This window comes from Acidobacteriota bacterium (assembly GCA_040754075.1).
GTDB lineage: Bacteria > Acidobacteriota > Blastocatellia > UBA7656 > UBA7656 > JBFMDH01.
The window spans coordinates 24,102-47,847 of the sequence record JBFMDH010000006.1 but is presented as its reverse complement, the minus strand read 5'-3'; the positions used below and the strand labels follow the sequence as shown (position 1 = coordinate 47,847).

The following is a 23,746-nucleotide window of genomic DNA, read 5'->3' as shown; positions in this document are numbered from 1 at the left end:
TGCTGAATTCAAGCAACCTCATTGATGCACCGGATGATAAATAAGGTTGCTATCTACAGGGGAAAAGCTCCAAATGCGATAATCACACGCCCCAAGATTCTTTGTCAAGATTTGCTTTTACTCTCCCGCAATTCTTTACAAATTAGTCGCTCAATTCAGCGCTCGCGCCGGTTGCTCGCGCCGCGTTAAACCTTCGATAAAACCATACAAATCGGGGTCGCGCGCGATGAGTTCCTGTCGCGTGTGTCTTGCCGTCATGCCGGTCGCCGGGCGTTTGATTTCGGCAATGAACGCTTCATATCCTTGCGCGAAATATTCCAACTCGTCCGATTCGGCGTAATAATCCAGCGCGCGACCTTCGCGCACTGCCGTTTGATAAAGCTTGCGCAGCCGGTTTAAATCCGCGCGCTCCATCGCCAGCATCTGCACTTGGTGGGCGAATTCGTGCGCGATGGTATGAAAGCCTGCGCGTGCAGCCATCTCGATATATTCAATTCCTGAAACCGTCACCCGCCCGCCAACCCCGCGAAGACTCGCAAAGAAGCGCCCGTCAAAGGTGCGTTCGCGTTCGACATCTTCAACGCCGCGAATGTCGCTGGCGCGTTCATCAAAAGCAATTAAATAATGCCGCGCTTTTTTAGCAGCAAGCGTCGGCAGAAAATGTGCAAGCGGGGCGACCGCCCCGTCAATCACTATCTGCTCTCTGGCGTTTAAGTTTTTATAGTTCGGAAAAATTTCCGCCGTCAGCGCAAATTTCGGCGGCGCGGGTTGTTTGAAAAAAGCTTTCGCGAAATCGCTTGCGCCAATGGCAATGCGCGACGCTTCGCGCATGCCAATCACCGCATAGCAGAAAATCAAATGCGCGCTTGCGCCTTCGCCGTCAACTGTGAGCGCCTTTTGCGCGAGTTTCATTGCCTGTTCATACGCGCCACGTCGCAAATGCATATCACCGAGCGCAATCAACGCGCGATAATAGAGCGGCTCAAGTTTTAATGCCTGTTCAAAAACTTTCTCGGCTTCCGTAAAATTTCCTGCCTGTTTCAACGCCCGCCCCGTTTCAAAGCGTTCCTGCGCGGCGCGTGAAACCCGTTGCGTATAACCCGCGCGACCATCAACGTATTGTGAAAGCAAACGACGCAGGTTGGGATTGAAAGGGTCGAGTTCGAGCGCCCGCCGCGCCATTGCCCGCGCTTCTTTGGCTTCGCCGCCGGTGGCTTTGACGAAAGCGAGAATGTAGAGCGCGTCTTTGTTATTCGCGTCAACGGCGAGAACCCGCTCGGCTTCCGTAGCGGCTTTGTCGAGTTGATTGCTGTCGAGAAAAACTTTTGCAAGTGCGGTTCGCGCCGTCAGACTTTGTTTGTTTGCGGAAAGCAAATTGAGCAAATAGGTTTCCGCATTGTTGTAATCGCGGCGCATTAAATCAACCGCGGCGCGACCGATGAGCGCGGCTTCGTTCGACGGATTAATTTTCAAAGCTTTGTTGAAAAAGATTTCGGCGCGGTCGGGTTCTTCTGCATCAAGGTAAAGATTGCCATATTCGTTGAATAATTCAACAGCAGGTTTATGAAAGCGTGAAGCGGTTTCTAAAAGCTGCAACGCTTCGACAAAATCAAATCGCGCCCGCGCCGCTTTCGAGTCTTCAAGGGTCGCTTCCAGGTTCAGTAAATCCGCTGCCGCCGCGTTGTGAAAATTTTTGAGAGAAAAACCGGTAAATAATATTGCAGGAAGCAAGAGGCTGATGAGCAGCAATTTTTTGTTGCTGAAATGATTGTTGACGAACAGAGAACGAAAACGCTTTTGCCACAAAGATGCAAAGCTCACCAAGGTACACGAAGCACCTTGGTGAGCTTTAGTGTTCTTTGCGTCTTCGTGGTTTTTATCCGGTCGCATTCAATTACAACCTGTGAACTTTACTTCAAACGCATGCTTGGGTCGCCAAGCAACACCCAGGTTCGTCGTATATCGCGATTTGGGGTTGCGGCTTTCGCCCCGGCAACCGCCTCGCCCAAAGTCAATTTAGTTTTTGAGCCGAATAGCAAGTGGAAAAGTTCCCGATTCATCTTTGCCTGTTCGGCGGGTTCTGTGGCGCTTGACGAAGCCCACACCGCAATCGCGCCGCCGCGTTCATAATTTAACAACCGTTCGCCGAGGCTTTCTGTACTCGGATGCGGGAAATAGCCAATCAAACAACTCATTGCCACAACGAATGACGGATTAGCTTGATTCGTCAGTTGTTGTACATCTTCATTGTTGAACAGATTGCGCCAGGAATTGGTCGAACCGTGACCGAGATAATTTACAACAGCCGCGCCGCGATTGAACCCGGCAAGCAATTGTTGTTTTGCGGCGCTATCGGTTGTGCGTCCACGCAAAATTTCCTGAATGGAAAAATCAACCGGCAACAAACCGCGTAAACTGCTGCTTGCCGATTCAAAATCGTAGCCGTCGTTTTTATCGGCAACCAACAACGCCAGTTTCTCTTTTACGGCTTTGGCGGTTGTCGAATCGTAGTTGACCAGTTTGTTGACAACCGTTGTCGCTTCCGCAGCCGTGCGCACAGGCAACCGCCCGACGAACATTTCCGGCAACCCGTCATCATTGAAATCAACCAACCAATCGTCGCTCGCGGTCTCCATGAATTGTGTGTCAATGAGTTCGGTCGGCACGAAATCGAAATCACCTAATCCTAAATAATCGCGCCGGTCATAGCTTGCATCACCGACCAACAGAACGAAACGCGGCGCGCGCTTCCAATTCACTTTGGTTGCGGCGAGAAAATCTTTGATGGCGCGGGGTTCTTTATGACCGAAACTGAATTCATCATAGATGTCTTCAACGGTGATGATTTCAACACTGTAGCCCTGTTGTTTACGCAAGGCAGCAAGCGGCGCAAGGGTGTCAACAAATGCGTTTTGAGTGATGATGACTAAATCAGCACTGTGATTTGCGCCGCGCAAACTTGACGGTTTATTGGCAATGAGCGCCGCTGGCTTTTTCACTTTATCAGCAGCGAGCGCAAGCATTGTGCGATTGGTTAAACCGTCGGTCTGAATACTGACGCTGTACCCATCTGCGGTTGGTTCGATGTTGCCGATAAATTCCTGCGGCGCGTTTGCATTCGTGATGTCGAATACATGAATCGTATTGGTATTAAATCCTCTGACGGTTTGATTGGTTGACGCGCCGTCAATCGTAAAGGTCAAAAGATTATTGTCGGCTTGATAAAGGCGCGGATAAGTAATGCGAAGCGCGTCCGTAAGACAAATATCGCTTGCTCCACTGACGGCGACGAGTGAGAGTTGATTGCTGCCTTCTTTGAGCAGCGAAACGGGAACCTGGAATCGACCGACGCCTTGCGCCTGACCCTCAAAGCCGATGGTTCCGAGTGTTTGATTGTTGAGTGCCACGCGAACCAGATGCGGCAAGTGGGTGACGCCCTGCAAGGTGATTTCAATGGTTGCCGTCTCTTTTGCCTGCGTATCGAGATGCAATAAATTGAGGGTTTGTTCAACCGGCGTAGGTGAAATCAATACGCCGAAGAAATTTTCACGCTCGCCGTTTTTAAGTCCTGCGAAATAAAGCACACGGTCTTTGCGTTCAACCGTGTAAGCGAAATTTTGTGCGCCGCCCGGTTTGGCTTGCGCTTCAATCTGAGAGATTCGCTTGCCCGGTTGCGCGCCTGTGGTAAGCCAGTAAATGCGTTTGTCGGTCGCGGGGGTATCGAGCGCCGTGCCATAAAATTCAACGGCATCGGTCGGGTTGAAAGCGCCGTCTGGTTCACCCGTGACGCGCATCGGTATCGCTTCGCCATCAACGTAGAGTTGCAGTAATCGCGGATTGATGGCGACGTTGAAACCTGCGCTTGCCAGTTCGGTTTGCGTAATGCGATACCAGCCATCTTGGCGCACGACAATTTTCATTGCCGGTTGATTCGGCAAACTCCAATCGGCGGTCGCTGTCGCAACAGCCGATGAGCGCGCATTTGCCGAAGCCGTCATTACTGAGGTGACAATTCGCGGTTCGGCTTTTCCGAGTTTACTTAACAGGTCTGCGCGGGTTCTTGCGGGCGGTTGTCCGCCAACGATTTTCGGTATGACTGGCCCGTGCAAAGTGCGTTTGCCGTTGAGGTCAATGTCTTCAAGCCAATAAGCAACACCTTGACAATTCACCATTCGCAATCCGCAATCCGCCATTGAATTGTCCCACCAGAAATAAGTTTTGTCCGACTGTAAAGCCGTTCCGCTTCCGACAATGAGCGCCGAACCGGCAACGATTTCCGGTGTGATGCGAATCAATTTGCCGCCGGTTTCGCGGTAAAGGTGGAAACCGAGATTGTTAATCTCTTCGCCGGATTGCCAGTCCAGTAAAACTCCTTGATCATATGCCGTCGCCTGAAAAGCGATTAATTTTGCGGCGGTCGGCGTGCCTGCCTGGGTGATGGTAAACCCCTCATTCGCAACTTGTGCAGGCGCGCTGCCGGTTGGACTCGCAGAGCCAAGCGTGATGAATTCGATGGTTCCGATTCGTGTGGCTCCCGTGGCATTGGCTTCAACTGTGAAAGTCGTAGTGCCATTGCCTGAACCCACCGCCTCAGAAGTGATGGTTATCCAGCTATCCTGCGAGACCACTTTCCACGAACAGCCGTTGCCGGTGGTGAGGTCAACGCTGCCGCTTTGCGCCTCGCTATTCAGGTTGACGGATGTCGGCGTCAACGTATAGGTGCAAGGGGTTCCCGATTGATTGACTGTGAAGGTATTGCCGCCAATGGTCATTGTGCCGGTGCGATTAATTCCCGTATTGTTGACCGCGACGCTGAAATTTACGGCGCTGGCATTAATTGAAAGAATGGTTATCCAGGCGTCATTACTCACAGCCGTGAACGAACAGCCCGTTGGTCCTGTGACTGCGACCGTTCCCTGCCCGCCGTTTTGCGGGAAGTCCTGGCTGGTCGGAGAAATATTAAATCCCGGATTTAGCGCAAGGGTGGTCGCCGTTGCCAGATTATTGGCAGTGGAATTATCCGGCGTTGATGAACTGACTGAGGCTGTATTGCCGATGGAGGTGTTATTGAGTACGCCGCAATTCACCAGCGCATTGATGGTGATGGTTGCCGAAGTATTTGCCGCAAGTGAGGCAAACGTCACTGTGCGATTGTTGCCTGTGCCGCCACAGACGCCGCCGTTGGTTGATTGACAATTCGTGAATACGAGCGTCGATGGCAGATTATCCGTCACCACAACGTTGCTTGCCGTTGACGGTCCGTTGTTGGTGACGGTGATGGAATACGCAAGTTGCGAACCGACATTCACAGGGTCGGGCGAGTCGTTTATGGTGATTGCCAAATCAGCAAGCCCCAGAGAAGTGATACAGGGAGAAAATTCCGACGTGCTTTCAAAAACCGCGCCATTGATGCGCGTCGCGGTAGCGGTCACGGAACTGCCGGGAGGAATCAAGGTGGCAAACGTCGCATTGAAATTGACGTTGCCAGCAGCATTGGTCGTCACGTTGGTTGAGCCGAGATAATTTTGCCCTTCGCCATTGCCGGATGCATCGCACGAATTGCTGTAGAAAAATTCCAGACGAAAATTGGTACTGGCGGTGCTGTTGAGCGAACCTTGAATATTGGTGTCTCCCGACGCCAGTGTGTTTGCTGATGTGAGGATTGGGAAGTTCTGCACATCATTGGCTCCTGCGTCACCATCACCCGAATCGTTTGCGGTAACGCCATCGGGGTTGGCGCAGGAGCCGCTGCCGCAAAGGTCTATGGCAAGTCCGAGGTTGGAAAAAAATGTGTTGTTCAAAATCGCATTATTGGTGGTTTGAGCCGCAGCGGTGTGACCATTGACGAATATGCCTGCGCTGGTCGTGGTTGCCGTGCCGTTAAACGCGATGATGTTGCCTTCACCTGCACCTGTGCCGCCAATGAGATTGTCATGTGCGCCATTAAGGATTTGCGCGCCTGCGACTCGGTTGCCAAGCGGCGACACACCGTTTGCCGCTAAACCGATATAATTGCCTTGAATTTTGTTTGCCGTGGCATCCGGTTGATTGATAATCACACCCTCAAGGTTATTGCCGGAAATAACATTGCGGGATGCGCCTGTACCGCCGATGGTATTGTTATTGCCGCCGAATATATCAACGCCTCTGAATAGATTACCCAAACTGAAACTGCCGGTCACGTCGGTGCCGATGTAATTGCCCTGGACAAGATTGTGATGCGTTGAAGAAGCGCCTGCTACGATATGAACCCCATTGGCATTGCCGGAAATAATATTGCGCGCGCCGCTTGTCGTGCCGCCAACGATATTGTCGTGGGCATCAAAACTAATTAAAACCCCATCGCCACCATTGGAAACTATGGCATTTCCCGTAGCATTGATGCCGATGAAATTCCCTTCGATGCGATTGGCAGAAGTCGTCGCCCCGAATAACAACACGCCGTTGTTGCCATTCCCGGAAATGACATTCCGGGTTCCGGTCGTGGTGCCGCCAATGACCGTGTTGGAAGCGCCGCTTAACAGCACACCCGATTCGCTGTTGGGGGAGGCAAGTGTGCCCGCGAGATTGGTGCCGATGAAATTGCCTTCAACGCGACAGTTGCTCGCTTGTACGACGATTCCATAAGCTGCAAAACGGTTGATGACCAACCCTTTGACGACGCTGCCGGTGGCGGTTGCATTGATTGACAGTCCGCTTGCAACAAAAATTGGATCGATGCCATTGCCGTTGACTTCAATAATCGGACTACCGGCAAACCCCGGTTGAGTTGTGCCGTCAATCGTCAGCGTGCCGGTAATTGCCGGCAAAGTTGAGACAGGCGAAATCGTCTGTGCCCCGGTGCCAATGGCAAATTGAATGGTGTCTGCGCCAGCCGTGGCATTAGCCTGCTGAATTGCCGCGCGCAAGGTGCAATTGCCCGCGCCATCATTGCAAACTCCATCTGCGGTGTTGGCATCCGCGCCGTCGCCTGTTGAGTTCACCACGAAGGTTGCGGTCGTTGCATTGGGCTTGGGGATTTGGTTGGTAGATTGCGGCAATTTCGCAAGCCCGTATGGATAATTTGCGCTGCCTGGCAAAATCGCCAGTGTCTGAATCAGGACAAAACCAAACGTAGAGACAAAAAGAAAGGCAACGATGCGATTGAATTTCATTGTTCGCGATTTTCCTGCTTTCGGGATGTCAATCTTTGCAAGAGTTGTTAAATGGACTTACTGAAAGCAGCGGTAATATTATGTAAGCGTCTTTGTCAGGTCAAGCAGGCAATTCTTAAATGACGAACCCGCTCAAACTCTTGTACACTTTCCCTGAGCGCCCGAATATTCTTGAGGGTTGAAAGCCATGAAGCTTCCTTCTAAACCGCTATCACTTGGACAACTTTTCGGCATACCGCTATTTGCGCATTATAGCTGGCTTCCGGTTATTCCGTTTTATGCCTGGGCGATTGCTTCGAGTCTGCTGCCACGCGAAGCGCCGGGTTTACCGATTTCGCAATACTGGTTGTTCGGATTTCTAACCACCTTCTTACTTTTCGCCTCGGTCTTGGGACACGAACTGGCGCACGCCTTGATGGCGCGTGCCGAAGGCTTAGGCACAGGCAGCATCACGCTCTATATTTTTGGCGGGCTTGCGGCGCTCAAAGGACAACCGGCAAATCCCGGCGCGGAATTCAAAATCGCCATTGTCGGTCCCGCTGCCAGCTTTTTGTTGGGTACAATATTTTTTCTCATCGCCCAGATTTTGCCGCACGATTTGCGCGTCGCCGAACAGATGTTTCGTCATCTCGGTTTAGTTAATTGGGTGCTTGCGGGTTTTAATATCTTGCCCGGCTTGCCGCTTGATGGCGGCAGAGTATTGCGGGCGATGGTGTGGCGCTTCAATAAAAATTTTCGCAAAGCCACACAGGTAGCGGCGCGCGCCGGATTGGTCATCGCCCTTTCGTTAATCATCAACGGACTCGCCTATTTCTTTTTCAATATTGACCAGGCGTTGGGGCTTGCCTGTTTGACGATGGGCATCATCATCGCGCTGTTGTTGATGACTTCCGAAGGGCAGAATTACGGCGTCTTTCGCGCGAAACGCGGCACCATCGAAGATTTCATGAATCGCGATGTGATGTTGATTGACCCGGCAATGAAGGTTGTCGATTTCATCAACAGCGTGTTGAAAAACAACCGCGATACGATTTTTCCGGTCGCCAGAGATAAACGTCTGCACGGACTGTTGATGCTCGAAGATTTGAAATCCATGCCCGAAGAAGAATGGAAAAAACTCGAAGCCAAAGATTGCATGCGCCCGGTGGATGATTCGATGTTCATCAGCGCCAAACTCAATCTGCAACAGGCGCATACGATTTTAACCGCCAACAAATTCGGTCGCGCCGTGGTGATTGATACGAATGGCATGATTATCGGTTATGTAAGCCTGAGCGATATTCGCAAAGCGAAAAGCACATGAGATAACAAGTAATTTTAATGAAACCGGGAAGTCATATCCAAACCACTGTATCACTTCGCATCTGTGCCGCGATTCTTTTTCAAATAAGCATTCAAGCCTGCGAATAATGAAGCGGCGATGCGTTCGCGGAATTGCCCGGTCATCAGTAATGCTTCATCTTTGGGATTCGAGAGAAAAGAGACTTCCGCGAGAACGCTCGGCATTGCCGCGCCCATCAATACCACAAATCCCGCGTGTTTGACGCCGCGATTAGCTCCCGAACGCGGTGAGGCTGCGCCGATGCCACGAACCAAACCTGATTGAATATAACGCGCCAGTTCGCGTGATTCGGCAACCCGATTAGCGACCGCCACGCTTGCGGTAATCGTGTCTTCGGCTTTGGCGACTGCCGGTTTGGCTTCAACAGCGGAATTATTGACTTCTTGTTTTTCGGCTTGCGCTTTGGCTTTTTCGGGATTGACGAAAAAGGTTTCAACGCCCGATGCGGCTTTTGCGGGACTTGAATTGGCATGAACCGAAATGAATAAATCGGCGTGTCGGGCATTGGCAATCGCTGTTCGTTGTTCGAGGGCGACGAAATAATCGCCATCGCGGGTCATCACTACATCAATGTCCGGGTAGTTGCGTTTGATGTAAGCTTTCAAACGTCGCGCCACATCAAGAGTCAAATCTTTTTCGCGAAGTCCGTTCGGGCTGATGGTGCCGGTATCGTGTCCGCCGTGCCCCGCATCAATCACCACACATTTGAGCGCCACGCCGCTTGCGACTTTTGCATCAACCGCCCCGGCAATCGCCCCGGCTTGCGCGTCAGCATTGGGTTTAGCGTTGGTGGCATCGCCTGCGGTATGCGGAACGATGGGTTCGGTGATTTCCGGCAAAGCCATGACCGGCGCTCTGCCGGTTGATTTATTGGCTTTGACAATTGTGTTGCTGCCTTCGATTTTCGGAGGCTGAGGATTCATCGTCGCCTCAACAGGCTTACTTGCCGCTGATATTGCTGTTTCAACCGGTTTGTTGGTGGCATCCGCTTCAGATGTTTTAGCGGTTGGCGTGGTGACATCTTCGACCACAGGCTTTTCGTTTGTCGCAATAATGGTTTGCGATTTGGTCGTTGCATTTGCCGCGTGAATATCAACGATGATGCGGGCGGGTTCGGATAATTTGAAGGTTGAAAACTCGGCGGCTTCGTTGACGTCGAGTTCGATTTGCACACCGGAGTTTGCCGATTCGCCTTCGTAAACCGTGATGCGCTTCAACAGATTGTCATTGCCAACAATAAAGCGTCTGCCAAATAGTGAAGACGCAACCAGAGCATTCTGTAATTTAATCGCGATTTTATTATTGCCGATACGGGTTGGCGTGAACTCCGCATTGTTGGATAAATCAATCACCACGCGGGCATAATCACTGCTACTGAAATTGCGCACGTTCGTCAGTTGCGCGATGCCGGCAATCGTTGCTGCATCGACTTTATGATTTGCCGCAACCACATCTGCCGAGCGATTCGCCAGTTGCATTTCAAAACGCGCAATCACCGCTCGCGCTTCACGCGCCATCACCGACGATGGAAAATAGTCGACCAACTCTTTATAGGCGGAAATCGCGCCGTCGAGGTCTTGCAGATTTTCTTCATAAATCTCGGCGATGTTAATCAGCGCGTCACCCACGGCGGCGCTGTGCGGATGCGATTTGACGATTTGCCGGAAGGCTTCAATCGCCTGTTGATAGAGCGCCGAATCGCCTCTGACATCAGCCATTTCTCTGAGCAATTCGGCGCGTTTGGTAAGCGATTCGGAAGAGAAATGATTGTCGGTGTTGAGGCGAATGACCTGACTGTATAAATCAAGTGTGCGCAGATAATCATCGGCGCTGCGTTCTTCGAGCGGGCGCGCATGCAAAGCGTTGTTGGTGTCGTTGGCGCGAATGAATAATTCTTCGGCAAGTGAACGCGGCGCGGTTGAAAGCGCATTCGAGGGGTCGGCAGCATTCAAGGTCTGACGCGCCGACAGGCAGAAAACCAGTATCAGGACGAGTGAATGAAAAGTTAAATTGCTACGCAAAGAATGACGCATACGCTCAAATGGGCGGGGACACGTCGCAAATCTCGTGGGGCGAGTTAAAAACTAAACTGCTTGGTCTTTTGTGAGCGAAGCAACTGTTTATAACGACTGAGCGAGTATACTAAAAATTTTTTCAACGACCAACGCGAAATATAAATTTGCAATACCGCTAACCTGAAATTGACGACCCGCAAATCCCCCAACCGGGTTTATTTGAGGGGCAACGAATTTCAATAATTATTCGACAACCGACCTTTCGATGTGGTGATGGCTTCGGGCGCAACCGTGGTTTGCGTCGGAGCCGGTTTCGCTTTTGAAGTTTGTTTGGTGCGCGAATATTTTGCCGAAATGTTTTTCACATAATTTTGGGTTTCGCGATAGGGCGGCACTTGATAGCCATAATTGATGACCGCATTTTCACCGGCATTGTAACCGGCAAGCGCCAGTTTCACATCGCCGTTGAACATATTAAGCAAGAAACGCAGATACCTGGTGCCACCATCGATGTTTTGCGCCGGGTCAAAAATATTCTGCACGCCGAAACGTCTGGCGGTCGCCGGCATCAGTTGCATAAGTCCCGATGCGCCTTTATAGGAAACCGCCCGCGAATGAAAGCCGGATTCCTGTCGCATCAAGGCGAAAATCAGATGCGGGTCAACGCCATATTTTGCCGCCGCATTTTTTACCAACTGGTCGTAATACGGATTGCCTGTGGTATCAAGCAGTGCGGTTGAGACTTCGACGGTTGGCGTAGTCGGAATGTAAATCGGCGAAGGTGCGGCATTTGGTTTAAGCGCGTTATTTTCCGTCAGCACTTTGGTCGGCGCATCTTTTAAAGTGGATTGGACTTTTGAAGTAGCGTTGACGCCGGGTTTGGTCGCCGCCGTCGCGGGTTTAGCAACCTCGTGGACGACCATTGAAGGCGTGCGCGGTTGCGGTGCGCCGGCGGTTGATTCAACGCTCATCATTTCCTGCGCATAGACATTTGCGCTTAAAAACCCTGCTACAGCGATTGCTGTTATGACGTGCGATAATTTCATCATCTCTCCGATTCGCGGGGCTAGGCTTACTACAAATTAAATCCAAAATTGTGCGAAACTGGATTTATCAACTGAAGCGAATCACGAACGCGGGGAGCAAAATAGAGTGGAGTTGAAAACTTGGCAGGGAGCGTTTTTCAACTTCACTTCGGCAGCCAGTCATTCTTCAGGAAGGCAAAAGGCAAAAGGCAAAAACCAAAAGGCAAAAGTGCGATTGGTAATGCCAGCCTGAATGTGCAATTGCGTGAAAAGACATCAGACAAGGTGAGCGGTTATGATTTTTACCTTTTCACATTTGCCTTTTGCCTTTTGCCTTCTCAAAGACCTTGGCTTTGCGACCCGGAATCACTTCCGGTGTGCCTTTTCGGTGACGCTTCAAAACCTTTTTCTTATGACCTTGCCAGTCTAAAGCTTCGTTTCAGCGAAGTCAATAATTACGTTTACTTGAGCACCGGCAAGGAGTTGGTTGCAAAAAAGCCGAAACGCAACAATGCATTGTTGCGTTTCGGCTTTCAGTATAGCGTTGGTCACCCCAATGGTGTATAAACGCCGATTAATTTGCTGCCATTACGCAGGCGCAATCGTTGTTGTTGATGTCGGTATCGCCAAGTAAAACGGTTCCCGATACGCCGGGACCTCTGACCGAGGCATCGCCTCTGAACGTACAGGGATTGATTAAAACACTGACGGAACGATCCGATTTTTTCGGGTTCGGTCCCGAATCGAATAACTGAATCTTGCAGGCAAAGGTGCCGACGACGCCAGTGCCGGCAAGCACGACTCCTTTGCTGCAATCATGGTATTCATAGGCTCCGGTCGTGGAGTTTATCAGGATGAAGCGACTCGGATTACTGGTATCCTGTACGCAATAATCGAACTGTCTGCATAATGTGCCACCGACGGTTAAAGTGTAGGGGCATCCGCTTTCGCCCGGATTGGTGGTATGAACAACCACGATTAAGGTCTGTCCCGCAGGCACAATAAACGACATCGTCGTTGGGGTTGGCGGAACGCCGGTGCTTAGCCCCGGGTCGGCAAGATAATTGGTGCAAATATTATTCGGATCATAGGAATTCAGATAGGCATTTGATTGCAGGTTGCAGGTTTCTGCAGCCGGTTCGGAAAGCATCACGCTTACGCACGCATCCTCGCCGCTGTCGTTGGGAATTGAATAGGCATCAAAGGCGCGCAAGCCTGCAGCGTCGAAGATGAGGCAGGGCTTCGGCGCGGCGCAGGTGCTGGAGACGCCGTTGCGATTCAGGCGACCAAGCTGATTGCCTGATGTCTGAACCCCTTCAAAATCCTGAGACCCGCTGCCAAGCGTGCCGTTGATGACAATATCATCACAGAGCTTTTCTTCAAAAGTGATGTCTGTAGTGAGACTGCCGGTTTCGCCATCGAATCCGCCGATCTGAATTTTATAGGTTGTATTGGGTTGTGCGGTAAAAATGACGGTTGATTGCAAACCATCACCGCAGAAGTCATCATTACAGGCAACGGCAGCGAAATTGGCAAAGTCGCAGGCTGCGCCATTAACCTGCCAAACCATAATGGCAGTATCAAAACCGCTGGTACAAGTGCTCACCGATACCGTCCGCCCCTTGCCGGTGCCGCCGCTTATGGTATACCAGACGCTATTTGCCTGTAAGGTGCAGGTGCTTTGTGGTTCACCCATTTCATCGGTTGCCATAGCCGTATCCTGAGTATCGGTAAACGGGCTGGTGGTGACGTTAATTGCGCCGGCGCAGTTGTCATTTGCAGGCGCTACGGTAACACCGCTGGGAGCAGTTGGTCTTTTTTGTTTAGTTTTGGGTGGGATATCGGATTTACTGGTATCTTGAGCGTTGGCTTTAACTGCACTTTGACGCGAATAATAGAAATTCGGAAGGGTCAGTAATGCCACAAGTGTTAAAGCGATCAATGGGATGAAGTCTCGCGTTCTCGATTTCATAACAGTCCTCCTTGAATTTTTAAGCCTTAAAGCTTCTTCCTTTTGTCAGCCATAATCGGTAACTGACAAGCAGGGAACGAAGGTTGAAATTAGGTGAAACACTTTGGAATACCCAGCCTTTGGTGATGCGAAAGGTTGAGTCTAAGCTTTACCGGACTAAAATTTTCACTACTGGTTCTGAACCACTATCTTGGAATATTGGCGCATATTCTCGCCCCTTGTAATGAAAAGCAACTTTTGATGTTGCTCGGATTTATGAAATGATACGTTGTAATTGCTATGTGGAAACAACCTGAACAAAAATAAAACGGCTCCATCTTAGGCGAAATGTAATTTGAATGCAAATTTAGTCGTCTCTTTTTTTCGGCAACTTTTTTAGCGAAACAATTATCGGTTAACGGTTTTGCGCGTCTGTGCTTGGCGCGTTTTGCAGGCTCGCGGTTAAAATAGGTTTCTGCACTTATCAATCAAGGAGACTAAGGAAAATGAACTCACTGCCTGAACTCGGTCAAACGGTTTTAAATTTCGTCAATGGTCAATGGGAAGCGTCGGAAAGCGACAAATGGATTGAGCGGTTCGACCCTGCCGAGAACACCATTTTAATCGGGCGCGCCCCCGATTCAACTGCCGTTGATACGCGCCGCGCCATTGAAGCGGCGGCGGCTGCCTTTGCGGATTGGCGTAATTTAGGCGGGGCAAAACGCGGACGCCTGCTTTTCGATTGGCTCGCGTGGATGGATAAACATAAAGATGAATTCGCCTATCTGCTTACCCGCGAAGAAGGCAAAATCCTTGCCGAGTCGAAAGGCGAAGTCCAACGCTCGCTCGACATTCTGGAATTTACTGCGGGCTTGGGGCGCAGAATGAATGGCGATGTTTATCAAGCCGAAGAGCGCGAGGTATTCGCTTATTCGATGCCACAGCCGCTTGGCGTCGTCGGACTCATCAGCCCCTGGAATTTCCCGATTGCCATTCCGATGTGGAAACTTGCGCCCGCTTTGATTGCCGGGAATACCTGCGTGTTGAAACCCTCGCCGCTTACGCCGATGTGCGCGGCAGCAATCGTGCGTGGACTCGAAGCCGTCGGCATCCCGAAAGGCGTCGTCAATCTGATTCACGGCGACAGCGAACCCGGCGCGGAATTGATTGCCAATGAAAAGGTGCGCGGCGTGTCATTTACCGGCTCAACGAAAGTCGGAAAGATAATCGCCAAATCGGCTTCCGAACGCTTGCTCAAATTACAACTCGAACTCGGCGGTAAAAATCCGCAAATCGTTTTAGACGATGCCGAGATTGATAAAGCGGTTGGCGGGGTCATCGCTGCGGGGTTTGGTTCAACCGGTCAACGTTGCACAGCGACCTCGCGCGCCTTGATTCACGAAAAAATTTACGATGAATTTATGAGCCAACTCATTGACCGCGCCAACACCTTGAAAATTGGTGCAGGCGTAGACCCAGGGGTTGAGATGGGACCGCTCGTGGATGCGCGGGCAGTGCAGGGGGTCAACCATTTCATTGATGTCGGTCGCAATGAAGGCGCGAAATTCTGCGCCGGCGGCAAACCCTTAACCGAAAACGGTCTGGATAAAGGGTACTTTTTTGCGCCGACCATAATCGAAGCAAGCCAAGGCATGAAAATCACTCAGGAAGAAATTTTCGGACCTGTGGTTGCCGTCATTCGCATTAAAGATTTGGAAGACGCGATTCAAACCGCAAACGCGGTGCGTTACGGATTGACTTCGACTATCTTTACACGCGATGTCGGGCGGGTGTTCAAATTTGCCGAACGCGCCGATGTCGGCATCATTCATGTCAATCGACCGGGCGTTGGCGGTTATTCGCACGCGCCATTTGGCGGCATCAAAGATTCAGGTTACGGCGGGCGCGAAGTTGGTGACGAAGTTTTAAATTTCTACACCGAAACCAAGATGGTTTATGTGAATTACAAATAGCGACGGATGGTAGACAGGTTGTGGATGAACGAAAATCATCGGTCACGATTTCAAAGTGAATTTCCCTGAGAATATCGATTCGCGGAGTAGATTGGGTCACTTCCGTTGAAACCTTAAAATGGTTTTTGATTAACGAGGATTGCCGTGAAAAAATCTCAACGCTTCATTGGCGCGACAATAGTGGCAATTTTGCTGATAGCACAAACGTCATTTGCGCAGACGCAAAAAACTCACGGTCAACCGCGTTGGCTGGAGCGCCTCAACACGCGAGCGGAGTTCGATAAATTGTCGCGCACTTACTATCGCGGACGCTTTTATGCCTTGCCGCATTTGATGTTTGTCATTGACCGTCGCGCCAAAAACCGAGTCTATTTCGTCAATTCCAAACTCTATGCTTTTCATCAGACTTTCGTGAATGCCGAATATCTATCGCTTGAACGCGGCAAAGTTTTTTACGAAAACAACTACATCAAAAGCGACCGCCGGTTTTTCTTAGGCACAATCGCTTATCAAACCGGCGTTGATAAATTCACTTTTGAATTCTGGGAAGGCGATAAACTCACCAAGGAATTACTCAATGAATGCGCCGAGGCATTGAAGAAAAATTTTTATACGGAAATCTATTTCAAACCCAATTCACTTGCGCAAGAGGAAATCGCTCGCGAGCTAAACGCCGCTGCAATGCCTGTTGCGACGATTACCACAAGTGACCTCGCAACTAGCCAGACCTATCAACCATTCAATCTCGGTTCGGGCATCGGGCAACTGCGCATCCTCGAACGCCTGACACCCGACACGGTGATTGACCGCAATCAAATCGTCATCTTCAAAGAATCGCCGATTCAACTCACGCCGCTTTCGGGCATTATTCTGACGGAAGCGGCTTCGCCGCTTTCACATGCCAATCTGCTGGCGAAATCCTGGGGCATTCCGAATGCGCGCATCGCCAACGCCGATAAACTCTTCAAGCAACTCGAAGGCAAATATGTGCGCCTCGAAGTCGGCGAGAATGAATACAAACTCACACCCGCAGACATTCGCGAAGTCGAAGCCCGCAACCGCGAATTCATCAAACGCGCCGATTTAATCACGCCGCGCGCCGATTTGACCTATCAAAAACTCACAGACCTGCGCGAACAACGCGCTGCGGATGTGAAACGCTTCGGCGCAAAATCCGCAAATCTCGGCGAACTCATCAACGCCCGCAATCCGGGTATCGTGGTGCCTGCGGGGGTTGCGATTCCTTTCAGCCATTACAAAACCCATCTGGTGTTGAATCAACTCGAAGACAAAATTCAGGACGCGGTTGAAGAAGACCGTTTCGTTCACGACCCCGTCTATCGCAAAAAACGACTCGCGGAAATTCGCTCCTGGATTCAACAGGGGAAACTTGAAGTCGGTTTGAAAAAGATGCTCGAAGGCAAAGCGTTCGATTTAGGGTTATTCAAAACCGGACTCTTCGTTCGCAGTTCGACAAATGCCGAAGACTTGCCGAATTTCAGTGGCGCGGGGCTGTATACAACGGTTCCGAACGTGCGCACTTATGAACAATTGTATGAAGCGGTGAAAACCGTCTGGGCGTCGGTGTGGAATTATGAAGCTTATGAAGCGCGTGAAAGTTACGGCATGAATCATTGGGGCGTGTACCCTGCTGTGCTTGTGCAAATCGGCATTGATGCCGAAAGCGCAGGCGTAGCGATTACCACAGACCCGTTTAACAAACAGAACGAAGGCGCGGTTTATGTGAATGCCAAACGCGGGCTTGGCATCAAAGTCGTCGAGGGCAAGCGGGTTGCCGAGCAGGTGCTTTATACGCCGGTTTCAAATTCTACAAAAGTGCTGACACGTTCCGATGAAGATACGATGCTCAAATTCGATGAACAGGGCGGCGTGAAAGAATTAAAGATTGAAGAGAACCGCGCGGTGCTCACCGATGAAATGATTCGCCGTCTGGCGCGTGTGGCTTTACAAATCAAACGCGTTTTCGGCGGGCGCGACCAGGACATCGAATGGGTCTATTCCAAAGGGCAATTGTATATCGTGCAATCGCGCCCCTATGTCGAAAACAATTGAGTCTATTGTTTAAAATTAAAAGTAGCGTGAGAAGTTGCTTTGCGCTAACTTCATCTTGTTAATGAACAGAAACGAGAACCACTCAGATTATTCAATTATTTTTCGCATCAGCCTGTTGTCGGCGTTCGTCATTTCATTAATTGGTTTGATCGAAATCCACAGCCGCGCTTTGCAAATTCCGCTTACACAGACCCAACCATCGCAAACCGGCACCGCGATGATTTCGGGCGTGGTGCTCGATGATAAAGGCGTGCCGATTGATAAAGCCACCGTGTCGCTCACCTCGACTGTCTATTCGGCTTCGGTGTTGACGCAGAGCGACGGAAAATTTGAGTTCAAAAATCTCGCCCCGGCAAAGTACACCATCACCGTGCAGGCAGCGCGACTCAGACAAAAACAAACGCAAGTAACGATTACCAAACCCGATGAAATTGTCCCGCCCGTTACTATCAAACTGGCTTCCGCGCCGTCACTGCACGTTGCAGTGTTTGATGCCGGTAACAACCCTTTGGGCAACGTGACCGTTTCGCTCTACACCCAGGAAAAAGGCGTTGCCGAAGAGCCTGCGGCGCGGTCTGTAACCGACAAAAACGGCGATGCCTATTTTGGAAAACTTGCGCCCGGCTCTTATCGGCTCACAGCCGTGTTGCGTGGCTATGATGAATACCGCAACGAAGTTTATATTTCATCGGACATCACCACGGAATTTCCGATTCAACTCCTGGTCGCGCCGGTTATCCCGATCAATGCCAAAGCGATTGCGCGTTATAGCATTCCCAACTTGCCGTCAAAAAGCGTTCACGCAGTTTATCAAGATAGCGATGGCTGGATGTGGTTTGGCACCGATAGAGGTATCGCTAAATTCAACGGCATTGATTTCAAATCATCGACCGGCGCAGGCTCGGCTTATGCAAACCTTGCGGGCGATAATGTGTTGTCGATTGCCGAAGATCAGAATGCTTATATCTGGATGGCGACAACCAGTGGCATCAAGCGGATTACCCGAGAAGGCGGCAATGAACGCCGCTGGTTGGAAGGCATTGAAACGCGCAAAGTGTTTGTCGATTCACGCGGCACGGTTTGGGTGACGGCGGCTGCGGGCATCTTCAAATTTGATGGCAAAGATTTTGATACGTTCGATGAAACGCGCGGCTTGCCCGCCAATGACGTGAAAGGCATTGCCGAAGATAAAAACGGCAAACTCTGGATTGCCACTGCCAAAGGCATTGCCGTCATTGATGAAGACAAGGTCATTCGGCTTGATTTCAAGCGCGACATCATCACGACTCCGGCGAATCCCTTAACGTCAGCGAACCCGCAAACCCCATCCAATCCACCGCGCAATCAATCCGCAACTTCCTCAACCTTGCCAACCTCACAGACGAATCCCACGCCGGCTCTGCGCATGGCTGATGTCGGCACCATAGAAGATGTTTTTATAGATAAAAGCGGAACCATTTGGTTGGCGACGCAAAAAGGCTTGCTGACCCTGGATAATAACGGCGGTTATGAAATTGCTGCGGCATTGCATCCGGCGCAACTCATAAATAATTTGCAGGCGCTCGCCATCAATCAAGACAGTTCGGGGCGTATGTGGTTTGCGCTCATAAATGGCGGCGCGGTGATTTATGATCTGGCGCGAGGCGAATCGCAACGTATCAATTTTCTCGAACAGGATACGGTTACGGCTTTATACAACGGACGCGAAGGCGACGTGTGGTTTGCCACGGAAAACGGCACGGTTTACGCCGACCTCTACAGCTTCGTCAATTTTTCCACCAGTCGCGGACTGCCGGATAACGATGCGCGGTTGATTGTCGAGGAACCGAAAGCCAAAGATGCCAACAACCTCTGGTGTTTGACTTCAACCGGGGTGTCGCAAATGCAGGGCGAACGTTTTGCGCCGCTTGAAAGTTTTCGCGTCAAAGCCAACACCCGTTGCGTGGCTTTTGATAAAACCGGCGCAGCATGGTTTGCCACCGAACAAGGAGTAGTCAAACTCGACGGATTGACGCTGACCCAGTTCAGTGAAGGCAACGGTCTGGTTTCCAATAATGTTCGTTGGGTGACGAAAATCGGCGACGGTTCAGCTCTGGCATTTGCGACCGCCAAAGGCGCGACTATTTTCAGAGATGATGGCTTTCATCCGCTCAAAGATTTGGATGGCTATGACACGCGGCATATTTTTGAAGACGCGGACGGGCGGCTGTGGTTTGCGACTTCGCGCGGCGTAATGGTTTATAACCAGCAAACCGACAGCGCCGCGTTGATCGATGCCTCGCGGGGGTTGATTGATAACGACACGCGCTGGATTACCCGGTTTAACGGACTGCTGTTTATCGCCACACGTTCGGGCGTTCAGGCTTATAACGAAAGACAGCAAGGGGTCGCGGCATTCGATGCCTTTGATGGTGAACCGGCGAGCACGCTGTTCGTTGATCGTGACAATTTTCTCTGGGTCGGCACGGATAGCGGTCAGGTTAAAAAATTTCACACCATTCAAGGTCACATCATCTCCACGGTCTATTCCGGCGAAGAACATTCGCTCACCGGCAATCGCATCAATGCCATTTCAGAAGATAGCGAAGGCTATATCTGGATTGCGACAGACAAAGGGGCAGTTCGCCATAAGCCGATTCGCGTGCCGCCATCGGCGCAGGCGGCGCTCAAATTTGAAGGCAATTCGGGAGCCGTGTTCAATGGCGTCGCGTATGAATTGCCGAGCGGACAACAACGCGCCACTTTTCGCTTGACCGGCGTCAGCATGAGCGGGCAACTGCAATATCTCTATCGCAATAATCCCGGAGGCATAGAGAGCCGTTGGGAACTGTTACCGGTGCAATCGAGCGGCGAACGCGAAGTAACGGTTTTTCAACTCGATGAAGGGTTGAATACTTTTGAAGTAATCGCGCTCAATCGCGATTTGTATGGCGCAAAAGCTCCTGCGGCAACCGTACCGGTGCGTGTGCAAGCGCCGTTTTGGAAACGCTGGTGGTTTTACTTTTTGATGCTCACCGGCTTGGGATTGGCTACAGGAGCCTTTTTCGTGGTTCGCCAGCGCCAGCAACGCGAATATGTTTTGCCGAAAGAGTTGCGCACCTTTTTGCCCATTGAAAAAAATCCTTACATTGTCGGCAATCCGATTCGTTCGGAAAAAATGTTTTTCGGACGTGAAGATGATTTCCGTTATGTGCGCACCAAACTCGAAGGCGCTTCGCAGGGCGTGTTGATTGTATTTTGCGGCGAACGGCGCGTCGGTAAAAGTTCGATTCTCTACCAGGTGATGAATGGGCGTTTGGGAAAACGTTTCGTGCCGGTTTTTGTCGATATGCAGGAGATGGTGATTACTTCGGATGGCGAATTTTTTGCGCGCATCGCCCGGCTGATTGTTGATGCCTTGCAGCGCATCGAGGTGCGTTTAATCGCGCCGAGTTTTGCCAATCGCAACCCTTATCCGGTGTTCACGGATTTTCTTGATGATGTGATTGCCGCTATCGGCGACCGCACCTTATTGATTCTGATAGACGAATATGAGTTGATGGAATCGAAAGTCGATGAAGGAAAATTGTCGCCCGATTTCTTCACTTTTTTAGCGGGCACGATGGATAACAAAGAGCGACTGGCGTTTATCTTTACGGGTTCGCGGCGACTCGAAGAGCGCGATAAAAAATACTGGCACGATTTGTTGAAAAGTTCGCTGTTTCGCAAAGTCGGATTTTTAACCAACAATGACACTCTGCGATTGATTACCGAACCGATTGAGGGCAAAGTCGTCTATGGTCGCGGCGTCATCGACGCGATTTACCGGTTGACTGCCGGACAACCCTTTTATACACAGGTTACCTGTCAAAACATTGTTGATTATCTGAATGAGCACGAACAGAACTGGGTTACGCTTGCCGATTTGAACAACGTCACCAAAGAGATTGTCGACAATCCGTTGCCGCAAATGATTTACACCTGGGATGCGCTCTCGGATGATGAGAAGTTGGTGATTTCCTTGCTTTCCGAAACCCTCGCGAATGGCGATTTGTTTGCGACCGCTTACGATTTATGGCTGTCGGTGAAGCTGAATCAATATCCTGTAAATTTATCCGAGACGACCATTCGTCTGACGCTCGAAGAGATGTTTCGCCGCGAATTGCTGGATAAAAACGTAAGCGATGGATTTCGCCTGAGAATCGATTTGTTTCGTTTGTGGATTCGCCGTTCGCATTCCATCTGGCAGGTCGTCAAAGAAGTTCGTACACTATGAGACGTAAAACATCATGGCAGCCAATCCCTATTTAAATCGTGTGGCAATCAAGGAGCCTTCGCAGTTCTTTGGCAGAACTCGCGAAGTATCGCGCATCTTTTCGCGCATCGGCGCGCCGCGACCGCAATCCATTTCGGTGGTCGGCGAACGGCGCATTGGTAAATCGTCATTGCTGCAATATATCAATCACCCGCAGATTCGCGCGCGTTTTCTCGACCATCCCGAATCCTATGTTTTCGTTTTTATCGACCTGCAACAGAAGCGCAAACTCACACTCGAAGAATTTTTCAAAGAATTGTTTGATTTGATTGCTAAAGCGGTAAATGAAAAAGCGATTACCAGATTGCAACCGGGTTTTGATTCGCTCAGAAGCTTGCTGGAAAAGTTTCGCGATGCGAAGCGCAAACTGATTGTGCTTTTTGATGAATTCGATGTCATCACCACGAATAAAACTTTTGACCTGGAGTTCTATTCATTTTTGCGGTCGATTGCCAATAATTATGATGTCGCTTATGTGACCAGTTCGGCGCGCGACCTGCAAGAGCTTTGTCATACGCAACTGATTGCCGACTCGCCTTTCTTTAATATTTTCACCAATGTTTTTTTGCGCGCCTTCACGCAGAAAGAGGCATTGGAGTTGATTAAAAAGCCTTCGGCAGATGCCGGTCTGCCGCTTGAATATTATGCGCGACGGATTATGGAACTCGCCGGACACTTTCCCTATTTTTTGCAAATCGCCTGCTCAACCTATTTTGATTATCTATCGGAAAATGACGGCAAGCTGAATCGTGAAGAGGTCGAAGAGATTTTTCTTGATGAAGCGAAAGGCCAATTTCGCTTCATCTGGGACAAGATGACCGACGAACAACGCAATGTCATACGCAGTTTCGCACAGGACAACGAAGTTAAAAAAGAGCAGGAACATACCTACGAAGATTTGAAACGCGCCGGTTATTTTATCGAAGACGAACGCGGCGCGCGGCTGTTTTCGTCAAAATTCTCTTCGGTAATTTCGCGCCCGCGAATGATTACCATGGAACTGCGTCCCACAGATTTGGCGGCGATGGCGGTGCATGATGGCAAGACCGAAAAAGTGATGGCACCGCCGCTCATCGAAGCGCAAGGGCACATTGGTCGGTTTGATATTCGCCGTTCGCTCGGTGCGGGCGGAATGGGTGAAATATTTGAAGCCTATGACACGGAACTGCATCGCGTGGTGGCGATTAAAGTGCTGGCAGCAAAGTTCGTCGAAGATGAGGCGATGAAACAGCGATTTTTACGCGAAGCGCGCATGGCATCAAGGCTCAATCACATGAACATTGCGACGATTTACGAAATCGGCGAAGCGGCGGGCAATCCGTACATCGTGATGGAGTATGTGGAAGGCGAGACCCTGAACGAGCGCATTCAAAGCAGGCATCTCGATTGCAAAGAGATTATCAACATCGGCATACAAATCGCCGACGCTTTAGCCGAGGCGCATGAATGCGGGGTAGTGCATCGCGACATCAAATCGGCAAATATCATGATTACGTCGCGCGGCAAAATAAAAGTCCTGGATTTTGGTCTTGCAAAACCGACGCCGATGACCGACAAACGCAGCATCAAGGCGCGCATTACCGAATCGGGCGTGTTGCTTGGCACCGTCAGTTATATGTCGCCCGAACAGGCAACGGGGCGCGGCGACGTGACTCATCTGTCAGATATTTTTTCGCTCGGTGTGGTGATGTACGAAATGACCACCGGCAATTTGCCGTTCGAGGGCGAGACCTATTTTCAAACCATCGAAGCGATCAGCAAACGCGCTCCCGTGGCGATTAAGAAATTGCGCAAAGATGTGCCTGCTCAGTTGGTGACGATTATTGAAGGAATGATGAAGAAATTGCCGAAAGAGCGTTATCAATCGGCTGCGGAAATCGCCGAATGTTTGAAAAAATGTTGAGGAATTATAGAGATTT

Annotated in this window: 10 protein-coding genes and 1 riboswitch; of the genes, 5 read left to right on the top strand and 5 right to left on the bottom strand. The window is 50.6% G+C overall.

All coding sequences use genetic code 11. The features are described 5' to 3' along the window. Window positions 1–150 precede the first annotated feature (150 nt). Window positions 151–1,821 (bottom strand): tetratricopeptide repeat protein, encoded by a 1,671-nt coding sequence (locus AB1757_08375; protein ID MEW6127040.1) that lies wholly within the window; start codon window positions 1,819–1,821, stop codon window positions 151–153. Between the two features lie 89 nt (window positions 1,822–1,910). Next, entirely contained in the window at window positions 1,911–7,154 is a 5,244-nt protein-coding gene (locus AB1757_08370; GenBank protein MEW6127039.1) for a C25 family cysteine peptidase, read from the bottom strand. A gap of 187 nt (window positions 7,155–7,341) precedes the next feature. Here AB1757_08370 and AB1757_08365 point away from each other — a divergent pair, with 187 nt between their 5' ends. Next, window positions 7,342–8,457: a site-2 protease family protein gene (locus tag AB1757_08365; GenBank protein ID MEW6127038.1), complete on the top strand. Its 1,116-nt coding sequence runs from the start codon at window positions 7,342–7,344 to the stop codon at window positions 8,455–8,457. A 50-nt stretch (window positions 8,458–8,507) separates the two neighbouring features. Here the strand turns inward: AB1757_08365 and AB1757_08360 are convergent, their stop codons facing one another. From AB1757_08360 to AB1757_08350, 3 genes are all read right to left on the bottom strand, one after another. Next, window positions 8,508–10,529 (bottom strand): N-acetylmuramoyl-L-alanine amidase, encoded by a 2,022-nt coding sequence (locus AB1757_08360; protein MEW6127037.1) that lies wholly within the window; start codon window positions 10,527–10,529, stop codon window positions 8,508–8,510. Window positions 10,530–10,747: 218 nt separating this feature from the next. Then, entirely contained in the window at window positions 10,748–11,560 is an 813-nt protein-coding gene (locus AB1757_08355; GenBank protein ID MEW6127036.1) for a lytic transglycosylase domain-containing protein, read from the bottom strand. A 144-nt stretch (window positions 11,561–11,704) separates the two neighbouring features. Beyond that, window positions 11,705–11,928: riboswitch (cyclic di-GMP riboswitch) on the bottom strand. A gap of 182 nt (window positions 11,929–12,110) precedes the next feature. Further along, window positions 12,111–13,508, bottom strand: coding sequence for a hypothetical protein (locus tag AB1757_08350; GenBank protein ID MEW6127035.1), 1,398 nt, complete (start codon window positions 13,506–13,508; stop codon window positions 12,111–12,113). A gap of 485 nt (window positions 13,509–13,993) precedes the next feature. Here AB1757_08350 and AB1757_08345 point away from each other — a divergent pair, with 485 nt between their 5' ends. The 4 genes from AB1757_08345 to AB1757_08330 all read left to right on the top strand — a co-directional run bounded on the left by AB1757_08345 (window position 13,994) and on the right by AB1757_08330 (window position 23,730). Continuing rightward, on the top strand, window positions 13,994–15,460 hold the full coding sequence (locus AB1757_08345; GenBank protein ID MEW6127034.1) for an aldehyde dehydrogenase family protein: 1,467 nt from the start codon (window positions 13,994–13,996) through the stop codon (window positions 15,458–15,460). A 144-nt stretch (window positions 15,461–15,604) separates the two neighbouring features. Further along, window positions 15,605–17,533, top strand: coding sequence for a PEP/pyruvate-binding domain-containing protein (locus AB1757_08340; GenBank protein ID MEW6127033.1), 1,929 nt, complete (start codon window positions 15,605–15,607; stop codon window positions 17,531–17,533). A gap of 61 nt (window positions 17,534–17,594) precedes the next feature. After that, window positions 17,595–21,788, top strand: a complete 4,194-nt coding sequence (locus tag AB1757_08335) for a two-component regulator propeller domain-containing protein (GenBank protein MEW6127032.1) — start codon at window positions 17,595–17,597, stop codon at window positions 21,786–21,788. Window positions 21,789–21,801: 13 nt separating this feature from the next. Then, window positions 21,802–23,730 carry a protein kinase gene (locus tag AB1757_08330; GenBank protein ID MEW6127031.1) on the top strand — a complete coding sequence of 643 codons (1,929 nt, stop codon included), beginning with the start codon at window positions 21,802–21,804 and terminating at the stop codon, window positions 23,728–23,730. Window positions 23,731–23,746: the final 16 nt, after the last annotated feature.